The sequence below is a fragment of the Suilimivivens sp. genome (genome assembly GCF_037359455.1).
In the GTDB taxonomy this organism is placed as follows: Bacteria; Bacillota; Clostridia; order Lachnospirales; family Lachnospiraceae; genus Suilimivivens; species Suilimivivens aceti.
Map to the genome: position 1 here is coordinate 58,004 of NZ_JAXXXI010000055.1, position 18,701 is coordinate 76,704.

Consider the following 18,701-nt stretch of genomic DNA (forward strand, 5'->3'; position numbering starts at 1 on the left):
AGAATTGGTTAATTCGGATGCAAATAAAGTGATAAATGTGATTAGTACACTGATTTAAGAGGTGAATGAGTATGAAAGCATATTCAGAAGCGTATCTAGAGGGAGTAGTGGAAAATCAAGGAAGATTATTTGACTATGTAGCAGAGACTTTCCCTGATAAAGATACTGAAGATTTTATAAATGCCTATATGATGAGTAAAACCAGAAAATATATAGATGAGGCGCAGGCATATGTAAATACAATGGATGAAAAAGAATTGTGGAAGTATTTTTGTGATAATGAGGATTATCATATGAAATCTGGAAAGGCAATGACAGGATTTATGCCAGATTGGATTGGTGAGTTTTATGCTTATTATCAGTGGTATTATAACCTTTCAAGTGCAGAAATTCTTCAGAAAATTCCTGTAGATTTTCTAAAAAAAGCATATGCAGGTCTTCATGACTTGGATTTAGAACTGGCAGTACAGAAAGTAGGGGCAGTATCATGAAAGTTATCTGTTTTCATAATCCAGATGAAGAAAATGGTTTTTTGAGTAATTGGTATTTATCATATTTTGAAGTGGATGGGAAAACATTTTCTTCAGTGGAGCAATTTATGATGTATCATAAGGCTGTTTGTTTTCGGGATGGGACGATAGCAGAGCAAATACTTGCAATTGATGATGTAGCACGTATTAAAGAATTGGGTCGGACAGTTTCAGGATATAATGACAATATTTGGAATGGTGTAAGGCAGTTAATAGTGTATGAAGGACTACTTGCTAAATTTTCACAACAAGAGATATTGAAAAAGAAGCTATTAGAAACTAAGGATGCGATACTTGCCGAATGTGCAGTACATGATAGTGTATGGGGAATTGGCTTGTCTGTGAAAGACGAAAGACGATTTGATATTTCACAGTGGAAAGGGAAAAATCTTTTGGGATATACACTGATGATGGTTCGAAATCATGTGGAATAACTCTATTTCATCGTAAGTGTTATATTTTGCAAATTACAGAGTGAAAAACTTGGGAACAGCGTAAGTTGGATGACGTTTAGTAAAGGAAGTGGTTATTCAAAAGGTGATTTGACTGAATCCGAGGCTCCGATTATTTTATATGGAAGATTATATACAAAATATGAAACCAGCATTTCAGATGTGGATACGTATGTAGAAGCAAAAGAGGGTTCTGTATACAGTAAGGGTGGAGAGGTTATTGTTCCTGCATCAGGTGAAACAGCAGAGGATATTGCAAGGGCTGCAACCGTTGATAAATCAGGTATTTTGCTGGGTGGAGATTTGAATATTGTGATGCCGAATGAAGATATTATTGCTATTTGCAGGGGTGTCTATGGCCAGTGTGGCGAGACGCTTGGGACATGCGAGTATGACAACTACACAGAAGACATATCTACATATTATTCAAGAGTTAGAAAATAAGGATGTGGATTTGGTTATGAGAACATTGTCGGGGTTGTAAAATAAAAAGAAATAAGTAACTAAAGGTAATGCTTACGCTGATGATTGAATAGCGTATCTATACAAGATGCGAGGGATATACCGATTGTGTCAATTCTATCAAGGCAGGCTACTGCTCCATGTAGCTTTGCCGTTTGAGGAAAAGCCTAAGAGTAATCTTCCGGGCGATAATTTGAAATATTATCATTAGAGGGAATCATTAACTACCAGACAGATTGCAGAGCGAATGGAGGTTGTTCCTGCTACCATCCTGATGTATGAACAAAATAAATATCATATGGTATAATACTGTTGTTGCGGAAATGTCCAATTTGACTCGAAGGGAGGACTGAATATGAAGATAAAGGATCTTCTTGGAGAAGCAACAGAATATGACAAAAAACAGGCAGTTGAGCATAAGAAAGTGAAAAGCTGGCTTAAAAGTGTCAGTGCTTTTGCGAATACAACAGGTGGAACTCTAATCTTTGGGATTACTGATGACGAAGACATTGTTGGTCTGGAGAATATTAAATCTGATTCCGAATTCGTCAGTCAGAAAATCAAGGAGAGAATTTCGCCATTTCCAGAAGCTATAATGACGCTTCATAAAGCAGAAGACGGAAAAGAACTATTATTGCTTCATGTTCCGGCAGGAGCAGAAACACCTTATTATTACACTGGTGATGGCATGACGGAAGCTTACATTCGTATTGGCAATGAAAGTGTTGCTGCTGATGCGACTGAACTGAAGCGTTTGGTTATGCGTGGTAGAAACTCATCGTATGATTCATTGATGTCCCCGTACAACTATGAGGATTTTTCTTTCAGCAAATTAAGAGAACGCTATAAATCCTGGACCGGAAACAGCATGACTGAGAAAGGTTTTGAATCTTTCGGTATTAAAGATGCACATGGACATCTTACTAATGCAGGAGCCTTACTTGCTGATGATACACCTATTCGTTGGTCTCGCCTTTTCTGCACAAGATGGAATGGACAGGATAAAAGTGGCGGACAGGTTGATGCTTTAGACAGTGCTGAGTATAATGGCAGTCTTATTATTCTTCTGAATGAAGGCATGAGCTTTGTAAAGCGTAACATGAAAACTCTTTGGAAGAAAACTCCAAATTCCAGAATTGAAATGCCGGATTATTGTGAAAGAAGTGTTTTTGAAGCTTTGGTAAATGCCTTGATCCACAGGGATTATCTGATTAATGGCAGCGAGGTTCATGTGGATATATTTGATGACCGTTTGGTAATCTATTCTCCAGGCGGAATGCCTGACGGCACACAGATTCAGGAACGTGACATTGACGATATTCCATCCACCAGAAGGAATCCTATCCTTGCCGATATTTTTGCCCGCCTTGGATATATGGAACGTCAAGGCAGTGGTTTAAGTAAAATCTGCACTGCATACGAAAATGCTGCAAATTATCAACGGGGTTTAGAACCAACCTTCCGATCCAATCGAGTGGAATTTACAGTAAAGCTTCCGAATCTGAATTTTAAAGCATCAAGTGATGAAGCTTTAAATGAGGTATTAAATGAAGCTTTAACTGATAATCAGAAAACATTGCTTGATATACTGCACAATAATCCAACAATTACACAAAAAGAAATTATTGAGCTAACCTCTTTGTCGAGAAGCACTGTTCAGAGAACGATCAAAGAGTTATCTGAATTGGGTCGACTGGAAAGAGCTGGTTCAAAGAAAACTGGCAGTTGGAATGTAAAAGAGTAACAAAGCAGTAGAATTCTAAGGGGCAGCAGACATATGGAAGAGAATGGGAGAACAGAGATGATGAAAGCCTATGTCGCTTTTTATAAAAGCATTATAGATCAGGACAGAGCATCTGTTGTGATCTGCAGCTTAAAGCATGAGATCCTATACATGAATCCGGCAGCAGCTGCCAGTTATGCTAAATATGGTGGAGATAAGCTGATTGGACGAAGCCTTCTGGAATGCCATAATCCTGAATCAAGGGAGAAAATAAAGCAGGTAATGGACTGGTTTGCAGCAGACGAAAGCCACAATATAGTCTATACCTTCCATAATGAAAAACAGAATAAAGACGTTTATATGGTGGCGCTCAGGGAAGAGGGAAAGCTGATCGGATATTATGAGAAGCATGAATATCGAAATGCAGAAACTATGAAGAAATACGACTTGTGGTAAGGTATGTTTACAAAAAAACTGCATAATGGTACGATAGACATAGTTGAAAGTCTACAGAAAAAGGAGCGTGTGCATGCAGAAAAAAAAGTACGACAGTCTTTCCATGGAGCTGCAGGAGAGGATTCTGGAGGATCGGAAAAATCATGTGGAGAATCCTTACGCATTTCCGGATGAAAGGGTGATCAGAAGAAGACCGGATCATGACAGAGCCAATCTCTGGCGGCCTGCTTTTGTCAGGGACTGTGAAAAGATCATGCATATTCCCTATTACAACCGGTATGCGGATAAGACACAGGTTTTTTCTTTATATAAAAATGACGATATTTCAAGGCGTTCCCAGCATGTACAGTTGGTAGCCAGGATTGCTAGAAATATTGGAAGAGTCCTGAATCTGAACCAGGATCTGATCGAAGCCATTGCCCTGGCACATGATATCGGACATACTCCGTTTGGCCATGCCGGTGAACGGATGCTGAATGATCTTTATCATGCACATACCGGACGGTACTTTAACCATAATATCCAGAGTGCAAGGGTGATCGACAGGATCTTTCCTTTAAATATCAGCCTGCAGACACTGGATGGTGTGATCTGCCACAATGGAGAACTGGAGCTGAAGGAATACAGGCCGGTGCCTTATGAGGATTTTGCACTGTTTGATCAGAAGATGGAGCAGTGCTATACCGATACGGAAGCGGTGAAGAGGCTGGTGCCGTCCACACTGGAAGGATGTGTTGTGAGGGTATCTGATATTATCGCGTACCTTGGCAAGGACAGACAGGATGCCATGAAGCTTGGCCTGTTTGAAGAAGACCCTGACTATGAAATCAGCAGTATCGGAACGACCAATGCGGAGATCATCAATAATATTTCTGTCAATATCATGGAGAACAGCTACGGACAGAATTATCTGAAGATGGATGATCAGTATTTCGAGGCACTGAAGGGAAGTAAAAAAGAGAATTACAGACGGATCTATGGAAATGAGAAGCTGGAAGCTGTTTACCGGGAGCAGATCAGTCCCATGTTCCGTGATATTTATGAGAAGCTTCTTTCCGATTATGAAAAGAAGGACAGAAGCTCTGTGATCTTTACTCATCACATGGATTATCTGTATGATATGACCCATTATTATGCGGATTTTGCAGCCTATGAGGCAGAGGATGCCAATGATATCGTAGTGGATTATATGGCGAGCATGACGGATGATTATTTTATTGACCTCTATCATTATCTGTTCCCGAAGGGCAGGTATCAGGTCAGCTATGTGGGATATTTTGACCACGAGAAGAAGATGAAGGGGGAAATTTAGATTGAATATTATTTTATTGTCAGGAGGCAGTGGAAAACGTCTGTGGCCCCTGTCCAATGATATCAGATCCAAACAGTTTATTAAGATCTTTAAGACAGAAAATGGAGACTATGAATCCATGGTTCAGCGGGTATACCGGCAGATCAGGGCTATGGATGAGACAGCTACAGTAACGATCGCTACCTCAAAGACACAGGTATCAGCGATTCATAATCAGCTTTCGGAAAATGTCAACGTCTGTGTGGAGCCTACGAGAAGAGATACCTTTCCGGCCATTGCCCTGGCAACGGCATATCTGCATGATGTGCTTGGTGTATCCAGGGATGATTCTGTAGTAGTATGTCCGGTAGACCCTTATGTGAATGAAGATTATTTTGCAGCAGTAAAGCGTCTTTCCGATATGGCAAAGGAAGGAAGCTCGAATCTGATACTGATGGGAATAGAACCCACTTACCCAAGTGAAAAATATGGATATATCATCCCGGGGGATAAGGAAGAGGTCAGTCCTGTAGTTGCCTTTAAGGAAAAGCCGGATCTGCAGAAGGCAAAAGAATACCTAAGCCAGGGGGCACTTTGGAATGGAGGCGTATTCGCTTACAGACTTTCCTATGTGCTTAAGAAAACGGAAGAACTGATCGGTTTTTCTGATTATCAGAAGCTGTTTGACGGTTATAAGGATCTGAATAAGATCAGCTTTGATTATGCTGTGGTGGAAAAGGAACCGGATATCCAGGTGCTGCGTTTTGGCGGTCAGTGGAAGGATATGGGAACCTGGAACACTCTGACAGAGGCTATGGAAGAGCCAAGTATCGGAGAGGTCATGATGAATGAAAGCTGTGAGAATGTCCATGTCGTGAATGAACTGGATGTGCCGGTACTCTGTATGGGACTGAAAAATATGGTCGTGTCTGCCAGTGCGGAGGGAATCCTTGTTTCAGATAAGGAACAGTCCAGTTATATCAAACCATTTGTGGATAAGATCAGTCAGCAGATCATGTTTGCAGAAAAGTCCTGGGGAAGCTTCCGGGTACTGGATGTAGAAGAAGAAAGTATGACGATCAAGGTCATACTGAATCCTGGGCATAAGATGAACTATCACAGCCATGAGCACAGAAATGAGATCTGGAATGTGATCGCAGGAAACGGAAAGGCGATCCTGGATGGCAGGGAGCAGACAGTAAAACCGGGTGATGTGCTTTATATGCCGGCAGGCTGCAGGCATACCATTATTGCAGATACAGAGCTTAAGGTCATTGAGTCACAGCTTGGCAGGGATATTACCGTACAGGATAAGATCAAGTATCCGATGCCCTGAGAAGAATTTGCAAGACAGTACAGTTTGAGGTAATATAAAAAGAAAAGATAGAATACCACTGCGAAGGCAGGGATAAGAAAGGTAAGAAGAAAATGAAGATAGCAGTAGCAGGAACCGGATATGTAGGACTGGTAGCAGGTGTATGCTTTGCAGAGAAAGGTTATGATGTTACCTGCGTAGATGTAGATGAGAAGAAAATAGAAATGATGCGTCAGGGGATTTCACCTATTTATGAGGACGGCCTGGAAGAACTGATGCAGAAAAACAATGCAAGAGGAACGCTGCACTTTACTACTGATCATGTAGCAGCTTATAAGGATGCAGATGTTATTTTTATCGGTGTCGGCACGCCGGAAATGCCGGATGGCAGTGCCAATTTAAGCTACATTGCCACTGTATCCAGGCAGATTGCAGAATCTGTGGAGAAGGACTGTCTTGTTGTTGTGAAGTCCACAGTACCTGTAGGAACCAATGACAAGGTAGAGCAGTTTATCAAGGATTTCCTTGTCCATGATGTGGAGGTGGAGGTAGCTTCCAATCCGGAGTTCCTGGCACAGGGAACTGCAGTCCATGATACTCTTCATGCAGCAAGGATCATCATCGGTACAGAGAGCAAAAAGGCAGAGGAGCTGCTGAAGAAGATCTATGAGCCGTTCGGACTTCCCATTGTATCGGTCAAGAGAAGATCAGCAGAGATGATCAAGTATGCCTGCAATGATTTTCTGGCACTTAAGATCTCCTACATGAATGATATCGCTAATCTCTGTGAACTGGTTGGCGCAGATATCAAGGATGTGGCAGAAGGCATGCGTTATGATGAAAGGATCGGTTCCCGTTTCCTGAATGCCGGTATCGGCTATGGTGGAAGCTGTTTCCCCAAGGATACCAAGGCACTGAAATTCCTGGCAAGAGAGCATGGCTACCAGCTTCGGACGGTGGAAGCCTGCGTGGCAGTGAACAGTGACCAGAAGACCAGACTGTTTGAAAAGGCAAAGGACAGAATGATCTCCTTCAGCGGACTTAAGGCAGCAGTTCTTGGACTTACCTTTAAGGCCGGAACAGACGATTTAAGAGAAGCACCTTCCATTGACAATATCAGACTGCTGTTACAGAACGGTGCTGACATCTATGCGTATGATCCCAAGGGGGAGGCAAGGGCAAAGACTCTTTTCCCGGAAGGAAAGCTGGATAAGGGAACCATGAATTATGTGTCCTCCCCGGAGGAAGCACTGGAAGGAGCCAATATCTGCTTTGTGTTTACCGAGTGGAAGGAAATGAAGGAGCTGACACCGGCAGATTATAAGAAAATGATGCATACACCACTGGTATATGACGGACGTAATCTTTATGCACCGGAGGCTATGAAGGCAGCAGGTGTTGAGTATTACAGTATCGGACGATAGAGGGCAGGCATATGGAAAGAGATAAGCTGGATGAAAAACGGATTTTTCTGTTTCTTGCAATTACATTCCTGATCACTTATGTAATAGAGATTGTTTTTATAGCACCTATGGCGGGAAGCGGGGATGCAAGCAGAGCCATGATGGCACAGAGCCTGATCGCAGCGGTGATGTTTGTGCCGGCGGTCAGTGTGGCGCTGACAAGGCTGCTGACGAAGGAAGGCTTTGCCATTAAGGAGCTGCATCTGGCATTTAAGTGGAAGGGCAACCAGAAATATTATATGCTGGTCTGGCCGGGACTTGCCGGAATGATCCTTCTTGGTGCTATCCTGTATTTCCTGATCTTCCGGGAACAGTTTGACAGTAACCTTGGTTATATCGGGGCATTGCTTACTGCGCAGGATGGAAATACCTATACGACAGGACAGCTCTGGCAGTATATGTTCTTTCAGCTTCTGATCGGAGTGGTATTGTCACCACTTGTCAATCTTGTGAACTGCTTTGGGGAAGAGTGGGGCTGGCGGGGCTATCTGCTTCCGAAGCTTTTGAAATGTATGCCGGTGGTACCAGCGGTACTTCTGGATGGTGCGATCTGGGGACTTTGGCATGCACCACTGATTGCTCTGACCGGCTATAATTATGGAATCGGTTATGCAGGATATCCGGTGACCGGAATCCTCGCAATGTGCGTATTCTGCATGGCAGTGGGTACGATCTTTTCCTACACGGAGATCAAGACGGGAAGCTGTATTCCTTCCATTCTTGGACATGGAATGATCAATGGTTTTTCCATGATAGGAGTATACTTTACTTCTTTAGCACATCCTTACAATGTATTCCTTGGACCTATGCCGCTTGGCCTCATTGGAGGTCTGTTTATCCTGATCATGGCCGGGGTACTTCTGTATCAGCTGAATCAGGAGGAAAAAGCCGCAAAATCAGCAAAGGAACAGGTAAAAGATTTGTAAACCCCTTGCAATTTGTAGACAGGAGTGCTACAATGCAGATGTTGTTAAATGATTACAGTTTTAAGTGGACTTGCGAGAGTCCACTTTTTTACTGCCGTGTGTAATGAAAATACAGGAGGGGAAGAGAGATGTCCAAGAAGGAAAATTATGAATCAAAGACAGAAGCGCTTCTTCTTCCCATCGCAGAAAAGAATCATGTGGAGATCTATGATGTGGAGTATGTGAAGGAAGGAAGTGAATGGTATCTTCGGGCATATATTGACAGGGAGGGCGGCGTCAGCATCAATGACTGTGAGGCTGTGAGCCGGGAGCTGTCCGATGCCCTTGACAGAGAGGATTTCGTAGAGGATGCCTATATCCTGGAGGTAAGCAGTCCCGGACTTGGAAGGGTACTGAAGAAGGATAAACATCTTCAGAGAAGCCTGGGAGATAAGGTAGAGCTTAAGACCTATAAGCCGGTAAACGGAAGCCGTGAGTTTGAAGGGATCCTGAAGAGCTTCGATGGCAGTACAGTGACAATACAGAATGAGGAAGAGGAACTGCAGTTTGACAGAAAAGATATTGCCGTAATAAAACTGGCATTTGATTTTTAGCGAGGAAAGGATAAGAAAATGAACAAGGAATTAATGGAAGCACTGGACATTCTGGAAAAAGAAAAGGAGATCAGCAAGGAGACACTGTTTGAGGCGATCGAGAATTCACTTCTGACAGCCTGCAAGAACCATTTCGGAAAGGCAGATAATATCAAGGTAGAGATTGACAGAGATACCTGTGATTTCCTCTGTTATGCAGAAAAGGAAGTAGTGGAAGAGGTAGAAGATGACTGTCTGCAGATCTCTCTTGAGGATGCACAGAAGATCAAGGCAGATGCCAAGATCGGTGATATGATCCACGTAGAGATCAAGTCCAAGGAGTTTGGACGTATTGCTACCCAGAATGCAAAGAATGTGATCCTGCAGAAGATCCGCGAGGAAGAAAGAAGCGTGATCTATAATCAGTATTATGAGAAGGAAAAGGATGTTGTTACCGGTATTGTACAGCGTTATGTAGGAAGAAATATCAGTATCAATCTTGGTAAGGCAGACGGTATCCTGAATGAGAGTGAGCAGGTAAAGGGCGAGGTATTCAAGCCTACCGAGAGAATCAAGGTTTACATCCTTGAAGTAAAGAATACACCTAAGGGACCGAGGATCCTGGTGAGCCGTACCCATCCTGAGCTGGTAAAGAGACTGTTTGAGGCAGAGGTAACTGAGATCAAGGACGGAACTGTAGAGATCATGAGCATTGCCAGGGAAGCAGGAAGCAGGACTAAGATGGCAGTACGTTCCAATAATCCCAATGTAGATGCGGTAGGTGCCTGCGTAGGTATCAACGGTGCAAGAGTAAATTCCATTGTAGATGAGCTGCGTGGAGAAAAGATCGATATCATCAACTGGGATGAGAATCCTGGTAATCTGATTCAGAATGCACTTTCACCGGCTAAGATCGTGGCAGTATTTGCAGATCCTGATGAGAAGACAGCCAAGGTAGTTGTTCCGGATTATCAGCTTTCCCTTGCAATCGGTAAGGAAGGACAGAATGCAAGGCTGGCAGCAAGACTGACAGGCTACAAGATCGATATTAAGAGTGAGACACAGGCAAAGGATGCTCCCGGCTTCCGTTATGAAGATTATATGGACGAATATGATGAATATGACGATGAAGAATATGAAGAGGGATATGCAGAGGAGTCTGACAGCACACAGGAATAGGAAGGAGTATTTGCATGGCGAAAAAAATTCCGGTAAGACAGTGTGTTGGCTGTGGTGAGATGAAGAACAAGAAGGAAATGATGCGGGTTCTTCGTACACCGGAGGGAGAAACCGTGCTTGACAAAACAGGCAAGAAAAATGGCAGAGGCGCATATCTTTGCATATCGAAGGAATGCCTTCAGAAAGCCAGAAAAAATAAAGGACTGGAACGCTCCTTTAAAATGAGTATTCCAAATGAAGTTTATGACAGCCTGGAAAAGGAGTTTGATGAAGAGAATGGATAGGATCTTATCCCTGCTGTCACTTTCCGCAAAGGGAAGAAATCTGGTCAGTGGAGAATTTATGGCAGAAAAAGCGATAAAGGAAGGAACGGCGAAGGTCGTGATCGTATCAGAGGATGCCTCGGAGAATACGAAGAAGCATTTCAGTGATATGTGCAATTACCGGAAGATACCGGTTTTCTTCTATGCCACAAAGGAAGAGCTCGGAAAGGCAATAGGCAGGGAAATGAGGGCATCTCTTGCAGTAACAGATGCCGGAATGGCAGCAAACATAATCGGACATTTGGAAGAAAGGTAATGAGACGGAGGTAGTAGAATGGCCAAAATGAAAGTGCATGAATTAGCAAAAGAACTGCAGAAGCAGAGCAAGGAGATCCTTGCATTTCTGCAGGAACAGGGAATAGAAGCCAAAGCACCTCAGAGTACACTGGAGGAGGATACCGTGGCACTCGTGAGAAAGAGCTTTGGGGCAGATACAGGAAAAACAGATGAAAAGAAAGCAGCTCCTGTGAAGGAAGAAAATGCAAAGGCACAGACAGCACCGGCAAGGGATCAGGGCACAGAGGAAGCTCCGAAGAAGAAAAAGAAGATCATTATTGTCAGCAACAATAATGGCAGTAATAATTTTTCCTCTCAGAGACCGGGTAATAACAGACCGGGGCAGGGCGGCAATGGCAGACAGGGAAACAATGGCGGAAATCGCCAGAACAAACCTGCGCAGGAAACCCATCACAGGATCATCAAGCCTCTGACTGCACCTTCCATGCCCGATACCATGAAACCGGACTTCAAGCAGAATGCAAGGAGAATGGAAGAAGAGAGAAATGCAGCCAGAAATCAGGCAAGAAGAGAAGCTGAGGCTGCTGCAGCAGAGAGCGCGCAGAGAAGACCTGCCCCTTCCCAGAATCAGGGTCAGAGACAGACACCGAATCAGAATCAGCAGTCAAGGGAACAGGCACCTGCCAGACAACAGGGCAGAGAGGAAAGATATCAGAGAAATGAAAGATCACAGGAGCAGAGACCGCAGAGAAATGACGGCAGAGGAAGCTTTTCAGGCAATCGCCCGAATAATGCGGGCGGCAGGAACGATTTCCGCAGGGATGGCGCTCCTTCAAATGGCAGCAGACCTTCGGGAAGTAACGGACGTCCTGAAAGAAGCAATGGCGGGCAGGACAATCGATTTAAAAAGCCTGAAAGACAGGGTAAAGGTTTCATGGCAGATACCCCGATTAAGGATGCCGAGAAGCATAGAGATGAAGAAAAGCGTAGGAACAGCCAGGAGCGTGACAAGAAGTCCAAGAAGGACTTCATGTACGAAGAGGACGAAACTGCACTGAAGAATAAGAACAAAGCCGGCAGATTTATCAAGCCTGAGAAAAAGCAGGAAGAGCCGGAGGAGCAGATCAAGGTGATCACTCTGCCGGAATCCCTTACGATTAAGGATCTGGCGGATAAGATGAAGCTGCAGCCTTCTGCGATCATCAAGAAGCTGTTCCTGCAGGGACAGATCGTGACTGTTAATACAGAGATCTCCTACGAGGAAGCTGAGAACATTGCCATTGATTATGATATTATCTGTGAGCAGGAGGTCAAGGTAGATGTGATCGAGGAGCTTCTGAAGGAGGATGAGGAGAAGGAAGAGGATCTGGAGAGAAGACCTCCGGTTATCTGCGTTATGGGTCACGTTGACCATGGTAAGACATCACTTCTTGATGCCATCCGTAAGACCAATGTAACAGATAAGGAAGCAGGTGGTATTACACAGCACATCGGTGCGTATACTGTAAATGTAAAGGGTCAGAGCATTACCTTCCTGGATACACCGGGACATGAGGCCTTTACAGCAATGCGTATGAGAGGTGCAAACTCCACGGATATCGCTATTCTGGTAGTAGCAGCAGATGACGGTGTTATGCCTCAGACGGTAGAGGCGATCAACCATGCCAAGGCAGCCGGTATTGAGATCATTGTTGCAGTCAACAAGATCGATAAGCCTGGTGCCAATATTGATAAAGTAAAGCAGGAAATGACAGAATATGAGCTGATCCCTGTAGACTGGGGCGGAAGCACAGAGTTTGTGCCCGTTTCAGCCAAGTCCGGGGAGGGAATTGATACCCTGCTTGAAACAATCCTTCTGACAGCAGAGATCATGGAGCTGAAGGCAAATCCTCACAGACGTGCAAGAGGTCTTGTGATCGAAGCAGAGCTTGACAAGGGACGCGGACCTGTGGCAACAGTTCTGGTACAGAAGGGTACCCTTCATGTAGGAGACTTTATTTCTGCAGGAGCGACTCATGGCAAGGTAAGAGCCATGGTAGATGATAAGGGCAGAAGAGTGAAGGAAGCACTGCCTTCCACACCAGTTGAGATCCTGGGTCTTTCTGATGTACCAAGTGCAGGTGAAGTATTTATCGCACATGAGAGTGATAAGGTAGCGAAGTCCTATGCAGAGACTTACCTTGCACAGAACAAGGTGAAGAAGCTGGAAGAAACGAAGGCCAAGATGTCGCTGGATGATCTGTTCAGCCAGATCCAGGCAGGCAATCTGAAGGAGCTGAACATTATCGTGAAGGCAGATGTCCAGGGTAGTGTAGAAGCAGTAAAGCAGAGTCTGATGAAGCTTTCCAATGAAGAGGTTGTTGTAAAGTGCATCCATGGCGGCGTTGGTGCCATCAATGAATCCGATGTTTCCCTGGCAAGTGCATCCTCAGCGATCATCATCGGATTTAATGTACGTCCGGATGCCATGGCGAAGACCATTGCGGAAAGAGAAGGCGTAGATATCAGACTTTACAGAGTAATCTATCAGGCAATCGAAGATATCGAAGCTGCCATGAAGGGTATGCTGGATCCTGTTTACGAGGAGAAGGTGATCGGTCATGCGGAAGTAAGACAGATCTTCAAGGCATCAGCAGTTGGAAATATTGCAGGATCCTATGTTCTTGACGGTGAGTTCAGAAGAGACTGTAAGGTTCGTATCACCAGAGAAGGGGAACAGATCTATGAAGGCGAGCTGAAGTCCCTGAAGAGATTCAAGGATGATGTGAAGGAGGTCAAGGCGGGATTCGAATGTGGTCTCGTGTTCGAGGGCTTTGACCAGATGCAGGAGCTTGATATCGTGGAAGCCTATATTATGGTGGAGGTTCCAAGGTGAGAAAGAACAGCATGAAAAATACAAGGATCAATGGTGAGGTGCAGCGGGTTCTTGCCGAGATCATCAGAGGTGGCATCAAGGATCCAAGGATCAGCCCGCTTACCTCTGTGCTTTCCGTAGAGGTGGCACCGGATCTGAAGACCTGTAAGGCATGGATCAGCGTGTATGGAGATGAAAAGGCAAGGGAAGATACTCTTGCTGGGCTGAACAGTGCCGAAGGATATATCAGAAGCCGTCTTGCAAAGGAGATCAATCTTCGGAATACACCGGAGATCCGGTTTATCGTGGACGAATCCATTGCTTACGGTGTCAGGATGTCCAAACTGATTGATGATGTCATCAAAAAGGACGAAGAAGGGCAACATGAAAGTAATTGATATTTATGAAGAAGTAAAAGCCGCAAAGACCATTGGGATCAGCGGACATATCCGCCCTGATGGGGACTGTGTCGGTTCCTGCCTTGGATTATATCTTTATCTGAAAAAGAAGTGCAGTGGGGCAAGGGTACAGGTAATGCTGGAGAAGCCGGGAGATATTTTTTCCTGTATCAGCGGCTTTGATGAGATTGACAGTACCTTTTCCGGGCAGCAGGAACCATATGATGTGTTTATCGCGCTGGACTGTGAAAAAAGCAGGCTGGGTGAAGCAGAGAAATTTTTTGATCAGGCAGGAAAGAGGATCAATATCGATCATCATATCAGCAATGAAAATGGCTGTGGGGATGTAAATTATGTGATCCCGACAGCAAGCTCAGCCAGTGAACTGGTCTATGATGTGATCCGGAAGGAAGAGCTGGATGCAGAGATTGCAAAGGCGCTTTACATAGGGATCATACACGATACTGGTGTGTTCCAGTATTCCAATACATCACCAAAGACCTTGCAGACCGCATCTCATCTGATCTCATATGGGTTTGATTTCCCGGCACTGATCAGCAGTACCTTTTATGAGAAGACCTATATCCAGAATCAGATCCTGGGAAGGGCGCTCCTGGAAAGCATTCTCTTTATGGATGGCAGATGTGTGGTCAGCATGATCGATAAAAAGACCATGGCATTTTATAATGCAGATTCCCATGATCTGGAGGGTATTGTAAGCCAGCTCCGTAATACCAGAGGTGTAGAATGTGCTATCTTTATGTACCAGACGGGGACTTTGGAGTATAAGGTGAGCCTGCGGTCAGCCGGGATCATAGATGTAGCGAGAGTAGCAGCCTTCTTTGGAGGTGGCGGACACATCCGGGCAGCCGGTGTGACCATGCAGGGAACGTTTCATGATATTGTGAACAATCTTTCCGCGCAGATTGCACTGCAGTTTGAGGAAAACGCAGATAAAAAAGAAGCAGAGTGAGAAAACATGTACCACGGAATTATCAATGTATATAAGGAGAAGGGCTTTACTTCTCATGACGTAGTGGCAAAGCTGCGTGGCATTTGCAAACAGAAAAAGATCGGACATACAGGAACCCTTGACCCGGAAGCGGTGGGGGTTCTTCCTGTTTGTCTGGGGTCAGCAACAAAGCTCTGTGATATGCTGACAGATAAAACCAAAGAATATGTGGCTGTACTTAAGCTTGGAGTAGTGACAGATACACAGGACCTGACAGGAACGATACTGGAAGAGCATCCGGTCACTGTGACAGAGGAACAGATCAGAGAGGTCATTTTCTCTTTTCAGGGGGATCAGCTGCAGATTCCACCCATGTATTCTGCCCTGAAGGTGAATGGAAAGAAGCTGTATGAGCTGGCGAGGGAAGGAAAAGAAGTGGAGCGGGCAGCAAGACCCATTACCATCCATGAGATCGAGATTCTTAAGGAGGAGCTGCCGGAGATCACAATCCGGGTGAGCTGTTCTAAAGGAACCTATATCCGTACTCTCTGCCATGATATCGGACAGGCACTTCTTTGCGGCGGAGCCATGGCATCTCTGACAAGGACCAGGGTAGGAAGCTTTCAGATCGGACAGGCTTATCCACTTGCAAAGCTGCAGCAGCTTTCGGATGAAGGAAGGCTTTCAGAAGCCGTTCTTCCGGTAGAAGAGGTGTTTTCGCATCTTCCTGTCATGCATGTGGAGGAAGAGGGCATGAAAGCACTGCTGAATGGAAATCAGCTCAAAAAGTCGGAGCTGGAAGCAGCGGGAACAGAAAAGACTGCGGCAGTAAAAACGGAAGAGGCATCGGGATACCGGGTGCGGATCCACGGGCTGGATGACAGGTTCTACGGCGTTTATGAATATATAGAAGAAAAGGGACTGTACTGTCCTGTGAAGATGTTTTTCCCGGAATAGAAAGGCCGGTATGATATGCAGATTATTCAAGGCACAACAGCGTTTGAAATAGAAGGAAAAAGTGCAGTAGCAATTGGAAAGTTCGATGGCATCCATGAAGGACACAGACTGCTGCTTTCCCATATTCTGAAGGAAAGGGAGAACGGCAGGAGGTCTGTCGTATTTACCTTTGACCCGCCGGCTTCTGTTTTCTTTGGAAAATCAGGAGAAGGACAGCTGACGACCAGAAGGGAAAAAAGGCAGATCTTTGCAGAACTGGGGATAGATGTGCTGGTGGAATTTCCACTGACTGCGGAAACTGCTGCTATCAGTCCGGAGAAATTTATTGAAGAGATTCTTTGCGGGCAGCTTCATGCAGCTTATGTAGCAGCGGGAACAGATCTGTCCTTCGGATACCGGGGACAGGGAAATCAGGAGCTGCTGCAGAAGATGGCAGATACCTTTGGCTATGAGGTGGATATCGTAGATAAGATCAGAAAGGATGGCAGAGAGATCAGCTCATCCTATGTCCGTGAGGAGATCGAACAGGGACACATGGAGATGGCAGCTGAGCTGCTTGGCAGTGCATATGAGGTTTCAGGCGTGGTGGAAGAAGGAAAACGGCTTGGAAGAAGACTTGGGATGCCGACCTTAAATCTTTATCCGGAGAAGGATAAGCTTCTGCCGCCAAGGGGAGTATATTATTCCATGGTCTTCTGGGATGGAAGGGAATATCCGGGTATTACCAATATCGGACACAAACCAACGGTGAATAATACGTCTCTGATCAGTGTGGAAACCTATCTTTATGATTTCAAAGAAGATATGTATGGAAAAGAGATCCGGACGGCACTTCTTCATTTTAAAAGACCGGAGCAGAGGTTTGGCAGTGTGGAAGAGCTGAAAGCACAGATGGAAAAGGATATTGCAGCGGGAAGAATATACCACAAATTGCCAGTGCAGTACATTTGACAGATATTATATAATTTGTTATAGTGTTGTTGCAAATTTGTAATGATTTTGTAACAAAGTGATATCTGGAGGAATGTTTTTTGAACAGGAAAGTAATAAATGGAGTCGCAGCTCTCTGCATGGCTGGTATGCTTCTGGAGCCCGTCATGACGGTAAATGCAGAAGAACTCCTGACAGCGGGAGTAGGGGATCTGTTTTCCAGCGAGTTGACAGAGGATCAGTACAAAAAAATCGCAAAGGAAGCAGAAGGCACCAGATGGGGATATACGGAGCTTGGGATCTGCAACGTGGAAGAGAATAATCTGAACGTGCGTCAGGAGCCTGATGAAAATGGAAAACTGGTCGGAAAGCTTCCAAAGGAAGCCGCATGTGAGATACTGAAGGAAGAGGGAGACTGGACTTATATAAAGTCAGGAAAGGTAGAAGGCTATGTGAAGACGGAATATCTGCTTTCAGGTTATCAGGCGGAGAAAAAGGCAAAGGAGACAGCAAAGACAGTGGCTGTTTCTTCAGCAGATGCTCTGAATATCAGGGAAGAGCCTGATACAGCGGCGGAAGTGGTAACACAGGTGGCCAAGGGAGAAGAGCTGGAGATCTCCGAGATCATGGAGAATGGCTGGATCAAGGTATTCCTGGATGATGAAGAGGTGTACGTTTCCGGTGATTATGTGGATGTGAAGTCAGATCTTGCAACAGCAGTCACTATGACAGAGCTTCTTTATGGACAGGGCGTATCTGACGTGAGAGTGGAGCTCTGCCAGTATGCCAAGCAGTTTCTGGGGAATCCCTATGTATGGGGCGGCACCAGCCTGACAAAGGGGGCAGACTGCTCCGGATTTGTCATGAGTATTTTCAAGAAGTACGGGGTCAGTCTGGCTCATTCTTCTGTAACTCAGTCAAACAGCGGAAAAAAGATCTCAGCAGATGAGCTTCTGCCGGGAGATCTGATCTTCTATGCCAAGGGAGGAAGGATCAATCATGTGGCTATTTATATCGGAGGCGGACAGGTGATCCATGCCAGCAGTCCAAAGACGGGGATTAAAATATCTAATTACAATTACCGGACACCTGCCAAAATGGTACGTGTTCTGCAGGCATAAAAGGCGGAATGACAGCTGGAATACCGGGGCGGATATCGAGCTGGATATCAATAAATTTTCACTTTACAGTCAGCAAAAAATGTGCTATCATTCAAACGTATGAATTGAGCCCGGACCCAACTTGTGGAAACTCCAACCCTGGTTTAGTCTGTGGCGGTTTAAGAATAAGGAGGAGAAATCAATGATTTCAAAGGAAAAGAAAACCGCGATTATGAAAGAGTATGCTACCTGTGAGAACGATACAGGATCACCTGAAGTACAGGTTGCAGTTCTGACTGCAAGAATTCAGGAGCTTACTGAGCATTTAAAGCAGCATCCCAAGGATAACCACTCCAGAAGAGGTATGTTCAAGATGGTTGGTCAGAGACGTGGTCTGCTGGATTATCTGAAGAAGAAAGATATCAACAGATACCGTGCACTGATCGAAAAACTGGGATTAAGAAAGTAATATCGGTTTTTAAGGCGGAGCGCTGAAGAGATTCGGTTTCTCCGCCTTTTAATTCATGCAGCAGGTTTGCCATGGAAGCATGGAGCTGTTATGCATATGGCCGGAACAGGGG

19 protein-coding genes and 1 pseudogene are annotated in these 18,701 nt (G+C 44.9%); all 20 read left to right on the forward strand.

Going from position 1 to position 18,701, the window contains the following annotated elements:
• The first annotated feature begins 71 nt into the window (after nt 1-71).
• The 20 genes and pseudogenes from WJQ40_RS12085 (at nt 72) to rpsO (ending at nt 18,589) form a co-directional block, all read left to right on the forward strand.
• Nucleotides 72-491 carry a hypothetical protein gene (locus WJQ40_RS12085; RefSeq protein WP_262574018.1) on the forward strand — a complete coding sequence of 140 codons (420 nt, stop codon included), beginning with the start codon at nt 72-74 and terminating at the stop codon, nt 489-491.
• A complete protein-coding gene (locus WJQ40_RS12090) occupies nt 488-964 on the forward strand; it encodes an NADAR family protein (RefSeq protein WP_262574017.1) in 477 nt (158 codons plus the stop codon). The genes WJQ40_RS12085 and WJQ40_RS12090 overlap by 4 nt, the downstream gene beginning before the upstream one ends.
• 349 nt (nt 965-1,313) lie before the next feature.
• Nucleotides 1,314-1,466 (forward strand): annotated as a pseudogene (locus WJQ40_RS12095) (site-specific integrase); the annotation flags it as partial.
• A gap of 333 nt (nt 1,467-1,799) precedes the next feature.
• A complete protein-coding gene (locus WJQ40_RS12100; protein ID WP_337540529.1) occupies nt 1,800-3,188 on the forward strand; it encodes an ATP-binding protein in 1,389 nt (462 codons plus the stop codon).
• 33 nt (nt 3,189-3,221) lie between these two features.
• Complete coding sequence (locus WJQ40_RS12105; RefSeq protein WP_337540531.1) at nt 3,222-3,623, forward strand: PAS domain-containing protein; 402 nt, start codon at nt 3,222-3,224, stop codon at nt 3,621-3,623.
• A gap of 73 nt (nt 3,624-3,696) precedes the next feature.
• Nucleotides 3,697-4,935 carry an HD domain-containing protein gene (locus WJQ40_RS12110; protein ID WP_262574013.1) on the forward strand — a complete coding sequence of 413 codons (1,239 nt, stop codon included), beginning with the start codon at nt 3,697-3,699 and terminating at the stop codon, nt 4,933-4,935.
• Between the two features lies 1 nt (nt 4,936).
• Nucleotides 4,937-6,250, forward strand: a complete 1,314-nt coding sequence (locus WJQ40_RS12115; protein WP_337540533.1) for a sugar phosphate nucleotidyltransferase — start codon at nt 4,937-4,939, stop codon at nt 6,248-6,250.
• Between the two features lie 92 nt (nt 6,251-6,342).
• The gene (locus tag WJQ40_RS12120) at nt 6,343-7,653 is read left to right on the forward strand and encodes a UDP-glucose/GDP-mannose dehydrogenase family protein (protein ID WP_337405970.1); all 1,311 of its coding nucleotides are present in this window, start codon (nt 6,343-6,345) and stop codon (nt 7,651-7,653) included.
• An 11-nt stretch (nt 7,654-7,664) separates the two neighbouring features.
• Nucleotides 7,665-8,618: a CPBP family intramembrane glutamic endopeptidase gene (locus tag WJQ40_RS12125; protein WP_337540536.1), complete on the forward strand. Its 954-nt coding sequence runs from the start codon at nt 7,665-7,667 to the stop codon at nt 8,616-8,618.
• A 128-nt stretch (nt 8,619-8,746) separates the two neighbouring features.
• Nucleotides 8,747-9,211 carry a ribosome maturation factor RimP gene (gene rimP, locus WJQ40_RS12130; RefSeq protein WP_337540537.1) on the forward strand — a complete coding sequence of 155 codons (465 nt, stop codon included), beginning with the start codon at nt 8,747-8,749 and terminating at the stop codon, nt 9,209-9,211.
• Between the two features lie 18 nt (nt 9,212-9,229).
• A complete protein-coding gene (nusA, locus tag WJQ40_RS12135) occupies nt 9,230-10,369 on the forward strand; it encodes a transcription termination factor NusA (protein WP_262574010.1) in 1,140 nt (379 codons plus the stop codon).
• 8 nt (nt 10,370-10,377) lie between these two features.
• Complete coding sequence (locus tag WJQ40_RS12140) at nt 10,378-10,653, forward strand: YlxR family protein (RefSeq protein ID WP_118797832.1); 276 nt, start codon at nt 10,378-10,380, stop codon at nt 10,651-10,653.
• Complete coding sequence (locus WJQ40_RS12145) at nt 10,637-10,948, forward strand: ribosomal L7Ae/L30e/S12e/Gadd45 family protein (protein WP_337540539.1); 312 nt, start codon at nt 10,637-10,639, stop codon at nt 10,946-10,948. Before WJQ40_RS12140 ends, WJQ40_RS12145 begins: the two co-directional genes overlap by 17 nt.
• An 18-nt stretch (nt 10,949-10,966) precedes the next feature.
• On the forward strand, nt 10,967-13,804 hold the full coding sequence (infB, locus tag WJQ40_RS12150; RefSeq protein ID WP_337540540.1) for a translation initiation factor IF-2: 2,838 nt from the start codon (nt 10,967-10,969) through the stop codon (nt 13,802-13,804).
• Nucleotides 13,801-14,181: a 30S ribosome-binding factor RbfA gene (gene rbfA, locus WJQ40_RS12155; RefSeq protein WP_118797835.1), complete on the forward strand. Its 381-nt coding sequence runs from the start codon at nt 13,801-13,803 to the stop codon at nt 14,179-14,181. The genes infB and rbfA overlap by 4 nt, the downstream gene beginning before the upstream one ends.
• Complete coding sequence (locus WJQ40_RS12160; RefSeq protein ID WP_118797836.1) at nt 14,168-15,154, forward strand: bifunctional oligoribonuclease/PAP phosphatase NrnA; 987 nt, start codon at nt 14,168-14,170, stop codon at nt 15,152-15,154. The genes rbfA and WJQ40_RS12160 overlap by 14 nt, the downstream gene beginning before the upstream one ends.
• A gap of 6 nt (nt 15,155-15,160) precedes the next feature.
• The gene (gene truB, locus WJQ40_RS12165) at nt 15,161-16,090 is read left to right on the forward strand and encodes a tRNA pseudouridine(55) synthase TruB (protein ID WP_337540541.1); all 930 of its coding nucleotides are present in this window, start codon (nt 15,161-15,163) and stop codon (nt 16,088-16,090) included.
• A 15-nt stretch (nt 16,091-16,105) separates the two neighbouring features.
• Nucleotides 16,106-17,041 carry a bifunctional riboflavin kinase/FAD synthetase gene (locus WJQ40_RS12170; protein ID WP_118797838.1) on the forward strand — a complete coding sequence of 312 codons (936 nt, stop codon included), beginning with the start codon at nt 16,106-16,108 and terminating at the stop codon, nt 17,039-17,041.
• An 80-nt stretch (nt 17,042-17,121) separates the two neighbouring features.
• Complete coding sequence (locus WJQ40_RS12175; protein ID WP_337540542.1) at nt 17,122-18,141, forward strand: NlpC/P60 family protein; 1,020 nt, start codon at nt 17,122-17,124, stop codon at nt 18,139-18,141.
• Nucleotides 18,142-18,322: 181 nt separating this feature from the next.
• Nucleotides 18,323-18,589, forward strand: a complete 267-nt coding sequence (rpsO, locus tag WJQ40_RS12180; RefSeq protein ID WP_118797839.1) for a 30S ribosomal protein S15 — start codon at nt 18,323-18,325, stop codon at nt 18,587-18,589.
• Nucleotides 18,590-18,701 lie beyond the last annotated feature (112 nt).

Excerpts from the sequence above, each read along its gene's own strand:
- WJQ40_RS12160 (WP_118797836.1), top strand. The coding sequence starts at position 14,168 with ATGAAAGTAATTGATATTTATGAAGAAGTAAAAGCCGCAAAGACCATT.
- nusA (WP_262574010.1), top strand. The coding sequence starts at position 9,230 with ATGAACAAGGAATTAATGGAAGCACTGGACATTCTGGAAAAAGAAAAG.
- infB (WP_337540540.1), top strand. The coding sequence starts at position 10,967 with ATGGCCAAAATGAAAGTGCATGAATTAGCAAAAGAACTGCAGAAGCAG.
- rimP (WP_337540537.1), top strand. The coding sequence starts at position 8,747 with ATGTCCAAGAAGGAAAATTATGAATCAAAGACAGAAGCGCTTCTTCTT.
- WJQ40_RS12125 (WP_337540536.1), top strand. The coding sequence starts at position 7,665 with ATGGAAAGAGATAAGCTGGATGAAAAACGGATTTTTCTGTTTCTTGCA.
- truB (WP_337540541.1), top strand. The coding sequence starts at position 15,161 with ATGTACCACGGAATTATCAATGTATATAAGGAGAAGGGCTTTACTTCT.
- WJQ40_RS12090 (WP_262574017.1), top strand. The coding sequence starts at position 488 with ATGAAAGTTATCTGTTTTCATAATCCAGATGAAGAAAATGGTTTTTTG.
- WJQ40_RS12105 (WP_337540531.1), top strand. The coding sequence starts at position 3,222 with ATGGAAGAGAATGGGAGAACAGAGATGATGAAAGCCTATGTCGCTTTT.
- WJQ40_RS12100 (WP_337540529.1), top strand. The coding sequence starts at position 1,800 with ATGAAGATAAAGGATCTTCTTGGAGAAGCAACAGAATATGACAAAAAA.
- WJQ40_RS12120 (WP_337405970.1), top strand. The coding sequence starts at position 6,343 with ATGAAGATAGCAGTAGCAGGAACCGGATATGTAGGACTGGTAGCAGGT.
- WJQ40_RS12170 (WP_118797838.1), top strand. The coding sequence starts at position 16,106 with ATGCAGATTATTCAAGGCACAACAGCGTTTGAAATAGAAGGAAAAAGT.
- rpsO (WP_118797839.1), top strand. The coding sequence starts at position 18,323 with ATGATTTCAAAGGAAAAGAAAACCGCGATTATGAAAGAGTATGCTACC.
- WJQ40_RS12145 (WP_337540539.1), top strand. The coding sequence starts at position 10,637 with ATGAAGAGAATGGATAGGATCTTATCCCTGCTGTCACTTTCCGCAAAG.
- WJQ40_RS12085 (WP_262574018.1), top strand. The coding sequence starts at position 72 with ATGAAAGCATATTCAGAAGCGTATCTAGAGGGAGTAGTGGAAAATCAA.
- WJQ40_RS12110 (WP_262574013.1), top strand. The coding sequence starts at position 3,697 with ATGCAGAAAAAAAAGTACGACAGTCTTTCCATGGAGCTGCAGGAGAGG.